The sequence below is a fragment of the Sorangium sp. So ce176 genome (genome assembly GCF_051519835.1).
Lineage (GTDB): Bacteria > Myxococcota_A > Polyangia > Polyangiales > Polyangiaceae > Sorangium > Sorangium cellulosum_G.
The window spans coordinates 2209837-2225437 of the sequence record NZ_CP150371.1; the positions used below are offsets into that span (position 1 = coordinate 2209837).

Sequence of the window (15601 nt, forward strand, 5' to 3'; positions counted from 1 at the left end):
TCGGGCGCTGCGGAACCGACGTTCGCGCCCCACGGTCTTGCTAGCCTCCGGCCATGCAACAGGTCTCGAGGCTCCTGGAGATCGCGAACGCGATCGATGAGCAACGCGTGAAGGAGCGCGCGGCGCGGCTGACGCCTCGCCTGCGCCCCGGGACGATGGCCTTCGCGATCGCGGCGCTCCTCACGGCCGCTTACCCCGCGATCGGCGCGGTCATCGAGGCAAATCCGGACATCGCGGAGCGGCTCGCGGCCGAGGGCCACCAGACCGCCCGCGACCGCGCCACGTACCTCGCGCGGCTCCGGGCCCGCGTCGGCGACGTCTCGGACGCCGACCGTGTCCGCCGCGAGCTCCGGCGCGGGGCGCGCGACGAGCGGATCCGCATCGCGCTGCGCGAGCTGCTCCCGCCCTCGGCGGGCGGCGCGGACGTCGACGACACCGCGCGCGAGCTCACCGCGCTCGCCGAGGCCACGATCGAGGTCGCGCTCGCGGAGGCCGTCTCGGCCGTGACCGCGCGGTTCGGGGAGCCGCGCACGGCGACGGGCGCGCGGTCGAAATTCGTCGTCCTCGGGATGGGCAAGCTCGGCGGCGACGAGCTCAACGCGGGGTCCGACGTGGACCTCATCTACCTCTACGACACCGACGAGGGGCAGGTCGGCCCCTCCGGCGATCGCGCCGTCTCGGTCACCCTGCACGACTTCTGGGCGCGCGTCGCGCGCCGCCTCACGTCGACGCTCGAGGAGGTCACGGAGGACGGCTTCGTCTGGCGCGTGGACCTCCGGCTGCGCCCCGAGGGCCGCAGCGGCCCGATCGTCAACTCGCTGGCCGCGGCCGAGCGCTACTACGAGTCGTTCGGCCGCCTCTGGGAGCGCGCCGCGCTGCTCCGCGCCCGCGAGATCGCGGGCGATCTCGACTTCGGCGCGGAGGCGCTCGGGGTGCTCGCCCCGTTCGTCTGGCGGCGCCGGGTCGACCCGCAGCTCGCGGTCGACATGATCGAGCTCGTCGAGCGCGCCCGCGTCGAGCTCTCGCACGACGCCTCGCGCGACCTGAAGCTCGGCCCGGGAGGCATCCGCGAGGCGGAGTTCTTCGTGCAGGCGCTGCAGCTCATCTGGGGAGGGCGCGAGCCACGGGCGCGCGCGCAGGGCATGCTCGACGGCCTGCGGCGCCTGCGCACGCTCGGGTACGTGACCGATCGCGAGGGGCGGGAGCTCGTGGAGGGCTACCTCGCGCTCCGCCGCGCGGAGCACGCCGTCCAGTCCGCGACCGGCGTGCAGACGCACCTGCTCCCCGACAGCGAGGCCGAGATGGAGCGCCTCGCCCGGACGTTGCGCTTCAAGGACGCCGCGGCGTTCCTCGCCGACACCGAGCAGCGCCGGAGCCGGATCAAGGCCCGGCTCCTGTCGCTCCTGCCGAAGGGGAGCTCCCGGCCGTCGCGGTGGATCGAGGCGATGGCCGCGCTCGACCGCGGCGATCGCGACGCCTTCGCCGAGGCGCTCGCGAAGCACGCGGTGCTCGTCCTCGGCGGCCCGGCGGGCGAGCCGGAGGCCGCCGTCAGCGCCGCGGCGGCCGAGGGCGCCGCGGCCGAGGGCGCCGCGCAGCCCGGCGCCGCGCCGCTCGAGCCGGGGGCGCACGCCTCGATGGTCGCGCGCTTCCGCGACGTCGCCGACGACCTCTTCGAGCTCTCGCGGCACCCGGACGGCCTGCTCGGCGCGCGCAGCCGCGAGGCGTCCTCGTCGCTCGCGGAGACGCTGCTCGCCGCGGTCGTGGACGCCGCCGATCCGGAGCAAGCGGCGCGCTTCCTCCGGCTGTGCTTCTCCCGCATCCGGCACTCGTCGGTCTACGCGCGCATGCTCGGCGACGAGCCGCGCGCGCTCCGCAGGCTCGTCGAGGCGCTCGGGTCGAGCGCGTTCATCGGCGACGCCATGGTCAGGTACCCCGAGCTCGTCGACGTCGTCCTGTTCGCGCGCGGCGCGCCGGGCGCCGACGTCATCAGACACACCATCGAGGAGAGCCTCAGCGAGGCCGCGCCGGACGACGATCCCGAGGAGGCGATCATCGCCGCGCTCCGGCGCGCCAAGGCGCGCGTCACGATCGAGGTCGGCCTCGCCGACCTCAGCGGCGAGGTCGGCACGCGCGAGGCGACGCTCGCGCTCTCGGATCTGGCCGACGCGTCGCTGGAGGCCGCGACGCGCTTCGCGCTGGGGACGCCGCCGGGGGAGCCGGTGCGGGGGCTCGCGGTGATCGCGATGGGCAAGCTCGGCGGCCGCGAGATCGGCTACGGGTCCGATCTGGACGTCTTCTTCCTGTTCGACCCGGCGCGCGCGTGGTCCGGCGATCACGGGCCCGGCTCGGATCCAGGCACGTACTACGCGCGGCGCGCCCGGCAGATCATCCGGCTCATCTCCATGTCGCACGCGGCCGGACCGGGCTACGAGCTCGACACGCGCCTGCGCCCGTCGGGCAGCCAGGGGCTGCTCGTCACGTCGATCGACTCGTTCGCGCGCTATCACGGCATCCGCCGCGCGGGCGCGGCGGCGTCGGCGTCCGCGGAGCCCGACTCGTCGCCCGGGGCGCGGCACATCGGCGCGGCGACCTGGGAGCGGCTCGCGTTGATCCGGGCGCGCGCGGCGGCGGGCGATCCCGAGCTCGGGGCGGAGGCGATCGCGATCGCGCACGAGGCCGCGTACCTCCAGGCGGGCGACTTCGATCGGATCGCCGAGGAGATCCACCGGCTGCGGCTCCGCATGGAGCGCGAGCTCTCGCACGAGCGCCGCGGCCGGCGCGACTTCAAGCTCGGGCGGGGCGGCCTCGCGGACATCGAGTTCTCGGTGCAGCTCCTGCAGATGCGCCACGGCGCCGACCCGCGCGTGAGGACCACCGAGACGCTCGCGGCGATCGACGCGCTCGCCTCGGCCGGGTACCTGTCGCCCAAGCACGCCGAGGTCTTCCGGGACGGCCACGCCTTCCTGCGCAAGCTGGAGCAGCGGATCCGCATCGTGCACGCGGACGCCTCGCAGCTCCTCGAGGAGAACGCGCCCGGGGTCCCGCTCCTCGCGCGGCGGACGGGCATCCGGGGCCGCACCGCGGCCGAGTCGGCGCGGGAGCTTCTCGCGCGCTATGGCGCCATCACCGGGCGCGTCCGCGCGGCGTACGAGGCCATCGTCGGGAGCGAGGCGGCGCCGGAGTCGAGCGCGTCCGGCGAGGCGCGCTGACGGTTGCCGTTGACCCTCGCGGGGCGCGGTGGAATGCCAGGCGCGAGACGATGACCACCCAGAGCGAGCATCACGCAGCGTCGGCGGTCGCGCGCCGTTGCAACATCCAGGCAACCTCCCTCGACAGCCTCGTCGGCGCGCACCCGGACGCGCTGCGGCAGCTCTACGAGGCGGGGAAGCCGGCCGATCCCGCGGAGCTCGGCGACGCGCCGCGAGGGCGCCTGCTCGCCCTGCACCCGACGGCCGGGGTTCACATGGCGACGCGCCCGCTGATCACGGCGCTCGCGTCGCGCTGGATGCCCTGGAAAGGCAATGAGTTCGACCACGGGGGCAACTCCGGCACGAACGTGGTCCTCGGGAGCAAGGTGTGGCGCTTCAAGGCGCAGCTCCTGCCCTCGGAGCTCGACGGCGCGCCGACGCTCGCGCTGACCTATGGCGAGAAGGCGTTCGGCAATCCATGGCCCGTGAGCGCCCTCAAGGACGAGCTGCGCGCCGCGGGGCCCGGGTTTGCGATCGGACCGATGCTGCTGAGATGGAACGAGAGCTGGCACGCCGTGCTCTGGTTCGGTCTGACGCGCGCGACCCCGCAGTAGTCAATCGCCCGGCGGCTCCGTTCCGGAAGGCCCAGGGCGCCGCCGCTCTCGCGCTCTCCCTCGCTCGCGACGTACGTGTGCGCTGCCGTCGCGTCCGCGCGCCGCGCGCCCGCGGCCCGTGCGCCGATCCCTCTGTCATCGTCGCTCACACCATGTCGCACGCGCGGAGATCCTCTATCCGACCGTCCGACCTTACGCTGCGCGCGTCCTGCGCGGAGGAGGTAGTTTGGGGTATCAGGGCTTACCCGAATCTACCATCGCTTCATTCCTGCTCCTCGCCGGACATACTTCCCGATTTCTAGGCAGTGGCCTACGATAGACACTGGGCGGCAGCAGGGCACGTTTGCCCGCAGCGCCCGGGAGGCTCGAAATGTTGACTTGGTCGGGCAAGGCGGGAGTCTTGATGGCTGCGATCGCTGTAGCGCCGGGCGTCATGGCTGGCTGCTCCTGCGGCGACACGGGGGGCACGGCGACCACGGCATCCGGCGGCGCGGGGCCTGGCGGCGGACATGGGGTTGGCGGCAACGACTTCGGTATCGGTGGTGGGGTCCTGGTGAACGTCGGGAGCAGCGGCACGGGCGGCGAAGGCCCGTGCGAGGGCCTCGAATGCCAGCAGGTCGACTGCGAGGGCGAGGCGAAGACCACCGTGAGCGGCACGGTCTACGATCCCTCGGGCAAATTGCCCCTTTATAACGTGATCGTCTACGTGCCCAATGCGCCGCTCGACCCGATCACCGACGGCGCGACCTGCGATCAGTGCAGCGCGACGCTCTCGGGCTCCCCGATCGTGACCGCGCTGACCGACACCAAGGGAAACTTCGTCCTGGAGGACGTGCCGGCCGGAGAGGACATCCCGCTCGTCGTCCAGGTGGGCAAGTGGCGGCGCGAGATCGTCCTCCCGGCGGTCGAGGGGTGCAAGGACACGCCGACCGACGCCGGGACCATCCGGCTGCCGCGCAATCAAGACGAGGGGCACATCCCGAAGATCGCCCTCACCACGGGCGGCGCCGATCCGCTCGAGTGCTTGCTGCGCAAGCTCGGGATCTCGGAGAGCGAGTTCACGCCCGAGACCGGGACCGGCCGGATCAACCTGTTTGCGGGCCGCGGCGACGCCGGGCACCCCGTGACCACGCGGTATGGGGACGGCCTGAATCAAGGCGTGGAGTTCACGCCGGCCACGAGCCTCTGGGGGACCGTGGACAGCCTGCGCCAGTACGACATGGTGATCCTCGCCTGCGAGGGCGATCCGTACGTCGCCGACAAGCCCGAGACCGCGCGCCAGGCCTTGTTTGATTACACGTCGCTCGGCGGGCGCGTGTTCGCGTCCCACTGGCACAACGTCTGGCTGAAGCGCGGGCCGGCGCCGTTCCCGGAGACGGCGGTCTGGGACAATTTCAACGAGGACCCGGAGAGCCCGCTCACGGCGCTCGTGGACACCACGCTCCCGAAGGGGCAAGCCCTGGCGGACTGGCTCGTCAACGTCGGGGCGTCGGACGTGCACGGCCAGATCGTGATCAACGGAGCTCAGCACACGGTGAACGACGTGAGCGACGACATCTCGACGCGGTGGATCTACTACGATCAGCCCGAGCCGGCGGGGGTCCAGTACTTCACGTTCAACACGCCCATCGGCGTCCCGGAAGACCAGCAGTGCGGTCGTCTCGTGTTCACCGACATCCACGTCTCCGCGGGCGACCTCACGGGCCCGCCCTTCCCGGAGGGCTGTTCCACGGAGGAGCTGACCCCGCAGGAGAAGGCGCTGCTCTTCATGCTGTTTGACCTGTCGGCGTGCATCGTGCCCGACGACGAGCCGCCGCCGGTCCCGGAGCCCATCCCGCGCTGACGCGCCCCGCGCGCGCCGTGAGCCCGGATCGCCGCCGCCGGTGCGCCAGCTCCGGCGCGGTGCCCCGCGGTTGCACGACGGCCGTCAGACCCCTTCTGATAACCATCGTCTCTTCCCGGAGTCCCCCTGGGAATGACGCTCGCGCGGCGGGCGGGAGCAGGCGCCGCCCCGCCGGCGCGGTGAGCGCCGGCCTCCATCAGGACATGCCTTAACATCGTTCCGGAAGATCCCGCCTCACGCGCGGCTCACGCGAGGCCAGCGCTCGCCATGATGCGCGCCGTGCTGTAGAACGACGCTGCCAGCGCAATTGACGCTCTGCTCCCGCGCACCTCGTTGCGATATCGATCGAGCAGAGGAAATGCACAAGATACACAGGGACACGACAGCTGAGACAAGAGGCTGTCGCGGTGGGAAGCACTACCCGGATACGGAATGTCATCCATGCGTGGCCGCGGGATCCTGCTAGGATGAATCTCGGCCGCAGTGCGGCGCCACATCTCGCGCCTGGGTCGTTGGCTCTCGGCTCGTCCGAAGGAGCATGCCTACGATGGTCCAGCATCCCCCTACGTCAGCGGCCGCATGTCGGGTCCTCGATGGCGGGACTGGCGAGGAGGGGCGTGCGCTCCGGTCGCGCGGAGCGTCGCAGGGCACCGGGCGCACGGAGGCGCTTCCGCTGCAGAGCAGGATGGGGGGGAAGCGCGGAGCGATGGAGGGCGATGAAGTTCAGGTCTTTCCTGCGTCACCGCCGCCGTCCTCGCGCCGGTACCTGATCGGTCGGCGCGGCGACGCGGGCTGCCCGCTCTGCGCGAGGCGCGCGCGAGCGAGATCGGCGACGGCGGGCCTCGGAGGGGCCTCGTATCACTTCCTCACCGCCACGTGGGTGATCCTCATGATCGACGAGCCATTGTCCTCGCCGGCGCCGTCGTGGCCCTGATCGAGCCCCGGCGCGGCGGCGCCCGCTGACGAGCGGCCGGATCGTCCTGGGATGAGAGATGGGAAAGGGGGCGGTGGGCGCTCCGCGACGCGCGGCGCGCCCGACGCTGCGGCTCAGCGGGCCGCCGACCGCCTTCCGGCGGTCGCGCGCTTCTGGCCCGCCCGCTGCGCGCCCGGCTGCGCTGCCCTCGTCCGCTGCGCCCCGCCGCGCCCGGCGGAGGTCCGCGGCTTCGTCGCGCCCGCGCGCTGCGCCGTCGCCCGCTTCGCGCCGGCCGCCTTGCGCGCCGTCTGCCGCGCGCCGCCGGCCGCCGGCCCCGCCGTGCTGCGCGCGCGCCCCGCCGCCCCGCCGGCGGCGTTCCGCTTCCTCGTCGCGGCCGCCTTCTTCGCGGCGGCGCTCCGCAGCCGGCCCGTCTGCCCGGCGCCCGCCTTCTTCGCCGTGCCCTCCGCCTTCTTCGCCGTCCCCGCGGCGCGCCGCGCCCCGCTCGGCCGCGCCCCGGCGCCTGCGCCGGCCTTGCGTGCTCCCTTCTTGGCCTGGGTTCCTCGCCGCGTCGGGCCCGCGGTCTTCCGCGTGCCCCCGGCAGCAGATCGCGTCCGCCGGCCCGACGCCGTCCGACCGGCCTCGCCCTCGGACGTCGCGGTCGAAGCCTGCTCCCGCTCGCCGCGCCCGACCCGCTTGCTCTGCTTGGACGTATCCTTCGCTGTCTCGCCTCTCGGCATTGAGCCCTCCCCCGAGCTCTCTCGACATGAGCTCGCTCGTGGACTCATGGTGCCACAGCGTTTCCTCTTTCCCGGTCGGAAAGTCGGCGGGAAGTACCGGAATCGAAATCAGGAGCCGCTGTAGCCCACCCGGGCGGAAGCGCCTATTGCGCGTCGGGCTCCCCGCACATCGCCTCTGAAGACCGCCGCGGCGCGCTCAGAAATCCCAGTCGAAGCCGACGCGAGCGCCTGTCTTGAGGTTCCACTGGGCGGGGCGCCGGTGGGTCCCCAGCACGTGCTCGACCGCGATCCCGAGGCCGGCCCACGGCATGATGCCGCGCACCCGCAGGGCCGAGACGCCGACCAGCGCGCCGAGCCGCATCCCCGGGCTCACGCGGAGGTCGTCCTGGGTGAAGTACGCGAGCGAGGCGAGCTCACCCTCGTAGTGCCACGTGCGGGCGTGATACCGCAGCACCATCGGCAGCGCGGCGGTGAAGCTGATGGGGAAGCGGGTCTTCGTCGCTGTCTGCTCGAACTGCGCCGTGCCGCCGAACTCGCCGCCGGCCAGGAACGTCCAGCGCTCGTCGAGCCCACGGCCGAGCAGCAGCCGCGCCGACCCGCCCGCGCCGAGCAGGACCCTGCCTTGCGCGGCCTCGAGCGCCCCGAGGCCGCCTCCCTCCAGGTTGAGCGTCGTCCGGTAGGCGTCGGTCTCGCGCCCCCGGAACGCCGGCGAGGGGCGGAGCCAGAACGGGCACTGGCTCGACGTCTCGCACGTCGCGCACGTCTCGCGCGCCTCGCGCGTGTCGCGGCCGTGACCCGCGCGGCGCATCGCCTCGTCGAGGAGCGCGCGCACCCGGGTCGCGAACAGGAGATCCGCGACCTCATCGAGGTCGCCCCCGCGGCGCCGGAACGCCTCCTCCACGGGCCCGCCGCGCTCGTGGATCTGCCGGTCGAGCGCGGCGAGCGCGGCGACGCGCGTCTCCGGGGTCGCCGAGCACACGCTCATCAGCGCGGGCGACATGATCTCGTCGAGCTCGTACCTGTCGATCGTCCAGCCGAGCGACTGCTGCACCTCGACCATCTTCTCGAGATCGACGAGCAGGCCGACCACCGCGAGATCGCGCGGCGGCGCCCCCTCGGCCGGCGTCCCCGGCGGCGCGGCCTGCGCGGACGGCGCCGCGGTCATCGCGACGAGCGCGGCGAGCGCGGCGCCCCGCGCCAGCGCGCAGCCGTATCCCATCGAGCCTCGCACGATCGCGCCTCGCATCGTCCGTCAGGAGCAGGTGCCGCCGCCGCCGTCGGCCGCGCCGCGCGCGTCCCCGTCCCGGCCGCTCCCGCCGCAGACCCGCCCGGCACACGGCCCGGCGCAGCGGTCGCCCGGGGCGGCGCACGGCGCCCCGTCCTGCGCGCGGCCGAGGAGCGGCGTCGCCGGGCTCACGGGTGTCTCGGGGGTGGGAGATCGACCGCTCGGAGAAGCACGTCCACGAGGCTACCACGGGCGCGGTCCGCGACGGGCGGGCGTGACGGTGGGACGGCGGACAGCGCGGGGACGCCGTGACCCGCCGAACGTGCGGACCGGAGACCGCTTCCGATGCTACACTCGCCAGCGTGTCGTTGAAGATCGACCAGGATCACGGGCGCTTCCGTCAGATCGTTCGCGGCCGCATCCGCGAGAACCTCCGCAAGTACATCTCGCAAGGCGAGCTCATCGGGCGGAAGGGGAAGGACCTCGTCTCGATTCCCATCCCCCAGATCGACATCCCGCGCTTCCGCTTCGGCGACAAGCAGCGCGGCGGCGTCGGGCAGGGCGACGGCAACCCCGGCGATCCCGTGGGGGGCTCGGACGACAAGCAGCCCGGGCAAGGGCAGGCGGGCAGCGGCGAGGGCGACCACCTCCTCGAGGTCGACGTCACGCTCGAGGAGCTCGCCAGCATCCTCGGCGAGGAGCTCGAGCTGCCCGACATCCAGGACAAGGGCAAGAGCAAGATCTCGAACGCCCACGACCGCTACTCGGGCATCCGCCGCGTCGGCCCGGAGTCGCTGCGCCACTTCAAGCGGACGTACCGCGAGGCGCTGAAGCGGATGATCTCGAGCGGGACGTTCCGCCCGACGGCGCCCGTCGTCGTCCCGATCCCGGACGACAAGCGGTACCGCTCGTGGAAGACGATCACCGAGCCCGTCGCGAACGCGGTCATCATCTACATGATGGACGTCTCCGGATCGATGGGCGACGAGCAGAAGGAGATCGTGCGCATCGAGTCGTTCTGGATCGACGCGTGGCTGACCCGCCAGTACAAGGGCCTCGAGTCGCGCTTCATCATCCACGACGCGATCGCCCGCGAGGTCGATCGGGACACGTTCTTCCACACGCGCGAGTCCGGCGGCACGATGATCTCGAGCGCCTACAAGCTCTGCTCGCAGATCATCGATAACGACTACCCGCCGGACGAGTGGAACATCTACCCGTTCCACTTCTCGGACGGCGACAACTGGTCGATGGACGACACGCTCTCCTGCGTGGACGTGCTGAAGACGCAGATCTTGCCGCGGGTCAACATGTTCGCCTACGGGCAGGTCGAGAGCCCTTACGGGTCGGGCCAGTTCATCAAGGACCTGAAAGAGCACTTCTCGCAGGACGACCGGGTCGTCGTGAGCGAGATCAGGGACAAGGACGCGATCGTGGGCAGCATCAAGGATTTCCTGGGGAAGGGGAAGTAGAGCGGTATGAGCAAGTTCGCGCTGAACACCGCGCTGCCCCGCTACCTGCGCACCGAAAAGGAGCGCATCGAGAAGATCGCCCGGGACTACGGGCTCGACTTCTTCCCGGTGATCTTCGAGATGCTGACGTACGACCAGATGAACGAGATCGCCGCGTACGGCGGCTTCCCGAGCCGCTACCCGCACTGGCGGTTCGGCATGGAGTACGAGCAGCTCTCGAAGAGCTACGAGTATGGCCTCTCCAAGATCTACGAGATGGTCATCAACAACAACCCCTCGTATGCCTACCTGCTCGAGGGCAACTCGCTCACCGATCAGAAGCTCGTGATGGCGCACGTGTACGCGCACGTCGACTTCTTCAAGAACAACTTCTGCTTCCGCTCCACCGATCTCGACCACCGCGGCCCGATCGTCGACCCCGTGCGGAAGACCGAGAACTACGATCCCGACCGCAAGTGGATCGACAAGATGGCGAACCACGGCGCGCGCGTGGCGCGCCACATCGAGCGCCACGGCATCAACAAGGTCGAGGCGTTCCTCGACCACTGCCTCTCGCTCGAGAACCTCATCGACCCGTGGGCCCCCTTCACCGGCCGCCCGGCGCCCAGGGAGGATGAGGAGCCCACCGAAGAGCCGATGGACACGTACAAGCTGCGGGCGAAGGAGTACATGGACTCCTTCATCAACCCGGAGGAGATCCTCGAGGCGCAGCGGAAGAAGCGGCAGGAGCAGAGGAAGCCCGAGCGCAGGGTCCCGGAGCGCCCCGAGCGGGACGTGCTCAAGTTCCTGCTCGACCACGCGCCGCTCGACCGGTGGGAGCGCGACGTGCTCGAGATCATCCGCGAGGAGACCTACTACTTCGTACCCCAGCGGCAGACGAAGATCATGAACGAGGGGTGGGCCTCGTACTGGCACTCGAAGATGATGACCGAGAAGGTCCTCGATGCCTCGGAGATCATCGATTACGCCGAGAACAACGCCGGCGTCATGGCGACGGCGCCGGGGCGCTTCAACCCGTACAAGGTCGGCGTGGAGCTCTATCGCTACATCGAGGACCGGTGGAACAAGGGCCGCTTCGGCCGCGAGTGGGAGGAGTGCACCGACCTCGACGCGAAGCGCACATGGGACATGCGCCTCGGGCTCGGCCGCGAGAAGATCTTCCAGGTGCGCGCGCTCTACAACGACGTGACCTTCATCGACGAGTTCCTGACGCCGGAGTTCGTGATCGACCAGAAGATGTACACGTTCGGCTTCTCCGGGCGGAACGACAGGTTCGAGATCGAGAGCCGCGAGTTCAAGGAGGTGAAGGAGAAGCTCCTCTTCCAGCTCACGAATTTCGGCGATCCCTACATCCGCGTGGTCGACGCCAACTACGGCAACCGCGGGGAGCTCCTGCTCGAGCACGTGCACGGCGGCTTCGATCTGCGCGCCGATTACGCGCGCGAGACGCTGGTCGCGCTGGTCCGGTGCTGGAAGCGGCCCGTCGGCGTCGCGACCAGGATGGATAACAAGCCTGTGCTGCTCCGGTACGATGGCAAGGAGCACGCGATGACGCCCTACAAATTGTGAGCTCCAACGGATCGATCGGCCGGCTCGCGGCGCTGCTCGCGCTCGCCGGCTGCGCCGCCGCGCCGCCGCCCGCGGAGGCGCCGGCGCGGTCCGCTCCGCTCGACCCGCCGCCGCCTGCGCTGGCGCCGGCGGCGCCCGTCGCGCCGGCGGGGAGCGCCGCCGCGCCGCCGGCGGGGAGCGGGGCGGCGGCGGGACCGCTGGCCGGCTCGGGCGTCCCGCTCGACGCGCCGTCGACCAGCGAGCCTGCCGCGGCGAGCCCGCCGCCGCGCGTCGCGCGCGGCACCGGGACGGCGGCGGACAGGAAGCTCGAGGAGGGCGACGCCGCCTACGCGACAGGCGATTTCGCCGCCGCGGAGAAGGCCTATCGCGCGGCGGCGCAGCTCGACAGGCGAGACGCTGCGGCGATCGTCGGCGCGCAGCGCGCGGCGATCGCCAGGGCGGGGGTGTCCGCGGAGTTCGGCGGCGCGCCGAACGACAGGACGCTGCTCGCCGCGGTTCCGGAGCTGAAGCGCGCGGTGAAGCTCGAGCCGGGCTACGCGCCGGCGCACCTCGAGCTCGGCCGCGCGTACCTCGTCCTCGGCCGCGCCGAGGCGGCGCTCGGCGCGCTCGCGCGGGCGGCGGAGCTCGCCCCGAGCGACGCCGAGGCGCGCTCGGCGCTCGGCGTCGCGCACCTCGCGCTCGGAAACCTGCAGGACGCCGTCCGCGAGCTCGCGCGCTCCGCCGAGCTCGCCCCCGGCGACGCCGAGCGGCAGGCGAACCTCGGGACAGCGCTGCTTGCCGCGGGCAAGACGGCCGACGCGATCCGCGCCTACGAGCGCGCAGCGCGGCTGTCGCCGGCGGACGCGCGCCTGCAAAACGATCTCGGGACGGCGCTCCTCGCCGCGAACGATCCCGCGCGCGCGATCCCGTACCTCGAGGCCGCCGTGGCGCGCGACCCGAGCCGCGCCACGTACCGATCGAACCTCGGGTATGCGCACCACCTCCGCGGCGACCTGCAGAAGGCGACGGCGCTCTACCGCGAGGCGCTGAAGCTGGATGACAAGCTCGGCAGCGCCTGGATCAACCTGGGCAACGCGCTGGCGCAGGCGGGGCAGCTCAGGGACGCGCGCGAAGCGTACGAGAAGGCGCGCGCCGCCGATCCCACGGATCCGCGGGTGAAGGCCGTGATGGAGGAGCTCGACGCGATCGAGCGGCGCGGCGCCGCGCCGCGGTGACGTGGAGGCGCCGGCTGCGCGAGCCGCCTCGGCGGCGCGTGCAGCGCGGGCGCGCGGTCAGGACACGAAGGGCGCTGCGCGCGGGCGGCCATGCGCAGACGCGCCCTGGCGCTGACTACACACGTGGTCTGCGTGGCTGATTGTCAAGCGCAATCGTCGCGGCGTCAGAGCTCGCGTACCACTTGGCCGCTCCCGCCGAAGGCGGGCTCGCCCCGCGATCGGGCGGCGACCAGCAGGAGGACGGTGGCTGCAGGACCATCGGTGTCGTGAGCGATCGCGGACGCGAGACGGCACCCGCCGCCCCAGCGGCGGGCGCTCGCGCGGCGCCGCGCTCGGCGCCGCGCCCCCGAGATGCCGACTCCCGCGCGGAAGGGCCGCATACCGAAACCCGCGTCCGAGAGACGCACTGGACTCCGGTGCGCGACCGGCAGGCGGGTAGGTCAGCGCACGCATCGCCCCGCACTCCCGCGGCGACGTTCGGTACCACACGATGCCTGAGCGCACCCTCGCCCCGCGGCCAGGGGTTGACAGCAGCGATGATCTTTCGATTACCTCTCTCCAGCCGTTCCAAACGACCTGAGGGTCAACCACCACGCGCTCGGCGAGAGTGAGTCGGGAGGATGTGTATTTCAAACCACAGATCGTCGCTGCTGCCGCCGGTGCTCTGTGGACAAAATGTCTGACCGTCGAGACGACTCATGGTGTCGCATCGAGGTAGAAGCTGAGCCCGTTTCGCCCGGATAAACGCGAAACGGTCGGGCGTCGCCGTTGGCTGGACGAGATCGCCTCACACCGGGATCGCTGATCATGCGACCAGTGTCCCCCGAGAAGTGCGATTCGTATTACAAAAATATCGAAGAAGGGTGGCATGCCTTGTGCAGCAGGCCGGGCGGTCGCTGACGTTTCTGCCGTCTGAACTCCCCGATGGCGCTCTCCGGAAACCGCGCGATGCACTCGACGTGGCACCCCGAACCCGGGTAACCTCGTTCGTGCCTCACTCGTCAACCAACCCCCGAGGCTTTGATGTCCGTTTCCAAGCAGGCCGACATAGCCCCGACGTTGCGACCGCCGCCGGCTCCACTGGTGGACGGTATGGTCATCTCTGCGAACTTCTCCGTGGGTGGTTTTAGCAAACGTTGGAACCACTGTCATCAGCTGGCCAACTTCCTTGCGCGATATGCCAGTGCAAACGAGGACGATCCCGAGCGCCATGCCACCCTGTTGTCAACGTTCTTCAATGAGCTGCTCGAAGCCGTCTATCGAAATCACGGGCCAAGCGGCGAAATACAGATACGGTTCCGGAAGAGTCAGAGTCATATCTTCGTCGAGGCCGAGGTTCCGGTAAACGAACAGAGCGCGCAGTTCTACAACCACGCCGTCCAGCTGGTGAATCAGCCCGATCCGATGTCCTGGTATCGAGAGCAGCTCGAAAACGATGTTCCGGACGACGATGCGCAGGCGCTTGGGCTGCTGGAACTCGCGGTTGTATACGGCTCCAAACTCAGCATCACCGAACCCGCGGGCGGGGGCCAGCTTCTGCTGGCCATTCAGTTCCCGTTCACTGAGGTAGACGAATTATGACTGCTTCGATCGGTCGCGAATCCGTCGTGCCGCCTTCCTCGTCGAGCGGCCTCCCATCGTGGCGCTCGCAGGTCACCTTCAGCATGCGCGTCGACCAGACGGATCAGGAGGTCGCGCTGTCAGGCATGCTGCGACCTTTTGGCGCCGATCAGATGAGGGCCATCCGCAGCACGCTGGAGACGGCAGCGAAGAGCGCGCGGGGCGAGCTGTGCTTGGACTTCAAGCGTCTCAAGTACATGAACAACGTCGCGTTCCTCGAGATCAACAGGTTCGTCCGCTGGGCGGTCGAGGCGCGGCCTAACCTCAAGATAAAGCTCATCATTTCGAGCGTCATCCCGTGGGCGATCCGCAAGTTTCAGGTGATCGCGGAGATCTACTCCAACGTCTCGGTTGAGATCTACGACATGGCGTTCTATCCGATCCAGCGGATGCTGGAGGACGCCGAGTTCATCGACGTGCTCCGGCTGCAGGAGCGGATCATCTGGGAGCACGAGCGGAAGATACTGCCGCACCACGGCCTCATGCCAGGGATGAGGATCGCGGACATCGCCTGCGGGCTAGGGTACTTCGCCGTGATGCTCCAGAAGGACTTCAAGCCGGAGTACCTGGTCGGCGTCGATCACTCCCGCCCATCGCTCCGCTACGCCCAGGAGATGGCGAAGCGTCTCGGGATGGAGGACGTGGAGTACCAGTACGGGGATGCCGCGACCCTCCTCCTGCCGGACAACTCGTTCGATTTCGTGGCCTGCCGCCTCGCGCTTCAGGTCTTTCACCAGCCCGAGATGATCATGCAGGAGCTCTATCGCATCTGCAAGCCGGGCGGTCGCATCTACATCACGAACGAGATGATGTCGTGCAACTACGGGTGGCCCGACCACGAGCTCATCCGCGCGACGTACCAGCGCATCCTCGAGCTCGGCAAGATGGTCGGCATGGATCTCGATATAGGGATGAAGACGCGGCAGGTGCTGACGGACGCCGGCCTTGAGGATCTCAAGATCAACCTCATCGACATCACCAACATGAACACCGACTGCTACGACTTCGCCCGGGTGGTGGAGAGCTGGATCAACGGGACGAGCCAGATGGCGGCTACGGCGGGCACCCTCCCGGAGTTTCATCAGGAGATCTCCGCTGGCCTCAAGGTCCACATGGCGACCATCACCAACCCGAAAGGACTGGCGTCGTGGCCCATCTACGCGGGCTCGGGGCGCAAGCCAGTGAAGATGATGTAGGGGGTTTCGT

The 15601-nt window shown here is 70.5% G+C and carries 11 protein-coding genes; 8 read left to right on the top strand and 3 right to left on the bottom strand.

The annotated features are described in order from the left end of the window. Nucleotides 1-53 precede the first annotated feature (53 nt). The 3 genes from glnE (at nt 54) to WMF42_RS08515 (ending at nt 5645) form a co-directional block, all read left to right on the top strand. Nucleotides 54-3209, top strand: coding sequence for a bifunctional [glutamate--ammonia ligase]-adenylyl-L-tyrosine phosphorylase/[glutamate--ammonia-ligase] adenylyltransferase (glnE, locus tag WMF42_RS08505; RefSeq protein ID WP_437691353.1), 3156 nt, complete (start codon nt 54-56; stop codon nt 3207-3209). A 50-nt stretch (nt 3210-3259) separates the two neighbouring features. Continuing rightward, entirely contained in the window at nt 3260-3802 is a 543-nt protein-coding gene (locus WMF42_RS08510) for a hypothetical protein (protein ID WP_061613003.1), read from the top strand. Nucleotides 3803-4205: 403 nt separating this feature from the next. Then, nucleotides 4206-5645 (top strand): carboxypeptidase-like regulatory domain-containing protein, encoded by a 1440-nt coding sequence (locus tag WMF42_RS08515; protein WP_233562649.1) that lies wholly within the window; start codon nt 4206-4208, stop codon nt 5643-5645. 1047 nt (nt 5646-6692) lie between these two features. Here the strand turns inward: WMF42_RS08515 and WMF42_RS08520 are convergent. From WMF42_RS08520 to WMF42_RS08530, 3 genes are all read right to left on the bottom strand, one after another. Beyond that, nucleotides 6693-7295, bottom strand: a complete 603-nt coding sequence (locus tag WMF42_RS08520; RefSeq protein WP_437691355.1) for a hypothetical protein — start codon at nt 7293-7295, stop codon at nt 6693-6695. A 196-nt stretch (nt 7296-7491) separates the two neighbouring features. Beyond that, nucleotides 7492-8514, bottom strand: coding sequence for a hypothetical protein (locus WMF42_RS08525; RefSeq protein ID WP_437691357.1), 1023 nt, complete (start codon nt 8512-8514; stop codon nt 7492-7494). Between the two features lie 33 nt (nt 8515-8547). Then, nucleotides 8548-8712, bottom strand: coding sequence for a hypothetical protein (locus tag WMF42_RS08530; protein ID WP_437691359.1), 165 nt, complete (start codon nt 8710-8712; stop codon nt 8548-8550). A gap of 170 nt (nt 8713-8882) precedes the next feature. On the opposite strand from WMF42_RS08530, the gene WMF42_RS08535 reads away from it, so the two are divergent. The 5 genes from WMF42_RS08535 to WMF42_RS08555 all read left to right on the top strand — a co-directional run bounded on the left by WMF42_RS08535 (nt 8883) and on the right by WMF42_RS08555 (nt 15591). Then, nucleotides 8883-9992, top strand: coding sequence for a DUF444 family protein (locus tag WMF42_RS08535; RefSeq protein WP_061605397.1), 1110 nt, complete (start codon nt 8883-8885; stop codon nt 9990-9992). A 6-nt stretch (nt 9993-9998) separates the two neighbouring features. Further along, complete coding sequence (locus WMF42_RS08540) at nt 9999-11561, top strand: SpoVR family protein (RefSeq protein WP_061605396.1); 1563 nt, start codon at nt 9999-10001, stop codon at nt 11559-11561. Next, nucleotides 11558-12775, top strand: coding sequence for a tetratricopeptide repeat protein (locus tag WMF42_RS08545; protein WP_437691362.1), 1218 nt, complete (start codon nt 11558-11560; stop codon nt 12773-12775). Before WMF42_RS08540 ends, WMF42_RS08545 begins: the two co-directional genes overlap by 4 nt. A gap of 1023 nt (nt 12776-13798) precedes the next feature. Continuing rightward, complete coding sequence (locus WMF42_RS08550; RefSeq protein ID WP_061607198.1) at nt 13799-14356, top strand: hypothetical protein; 558 nt, start codon at nt 13799-13801, stop codon at nt 14354-14356. Continuing rightward, a complete protein-coding gene (locus tag WMF42_RS08555; RefSeq protein ID WP_061607199.1) occupies nt 14353-15591 on the top strand; it encodes a class I SAM-dependent methyltransferase in 1239 nt (412 codons plus the stop codon). Before WMF42_RS08550 ends, WMF42_RS08555 begins: the two co-directional genes overlap by 4 nt. The last annotated feature ends 10 nt before the right edge of the window (nt 15592-15601 follow it).

Coding starts and splice junctions, on each gene's coding strand:
- glnE (WP_437691353.1), top strand. CDS start 54: ATGCAACAGGTCTCGAGGCTCCTGGAGATCGCGAACGCGATCGATGAG.
- WMF42_RS08510 (WP_061613003.1), top strand. CDS start 3,260: ATGACCACCCAGAGCGAGCATCACGCAGCGTCGGCGGTCGCGCGCCGT.
- WMF42_RS08515 (WP_233562649.1), top strand. CDS start 4,206: ATGGCTGCGATCGCTGTAGCGCCGGGCGTCATGGCTGGCTGCTCCTGC.
- WMF42_RS08520 (WP_437691355.1), bottom strand. CDS start 7,295: ATGCCGAGAGGCGAGACAGCGAAGGATACGTCCAAGCAGAGCAAGCGG.
- WMF42_RS08525 (WP_437691357.1), bottom strand. CDS start 8,514: ATGGGATACGGCTGCGCGCTGGCGCGGGGCGCCGCGCTCGCCGCGCTC.
- WMF42_RS08540 (WP_061605396.1), top strand. CDS start 9,999: ATGAGCAAGTTCGCGCTGAACACCGCGCTGCCCCGCTACCTGCGCACC.
- WMF42_RS08550 (WP_061607198.1), top strand. CDS start 13,799: ATGTCCGTTTCCAAGCAGGCCGACATAGCCCCGACGTTGCGACCGCCG.
- WMF42_RS08555 (WP_061607199.1), top strand. CDS start 14,353: ATGACTGCTTCGATCGGTCGCGAATCCGTCGTGCCGCCTTCCTCGTCG.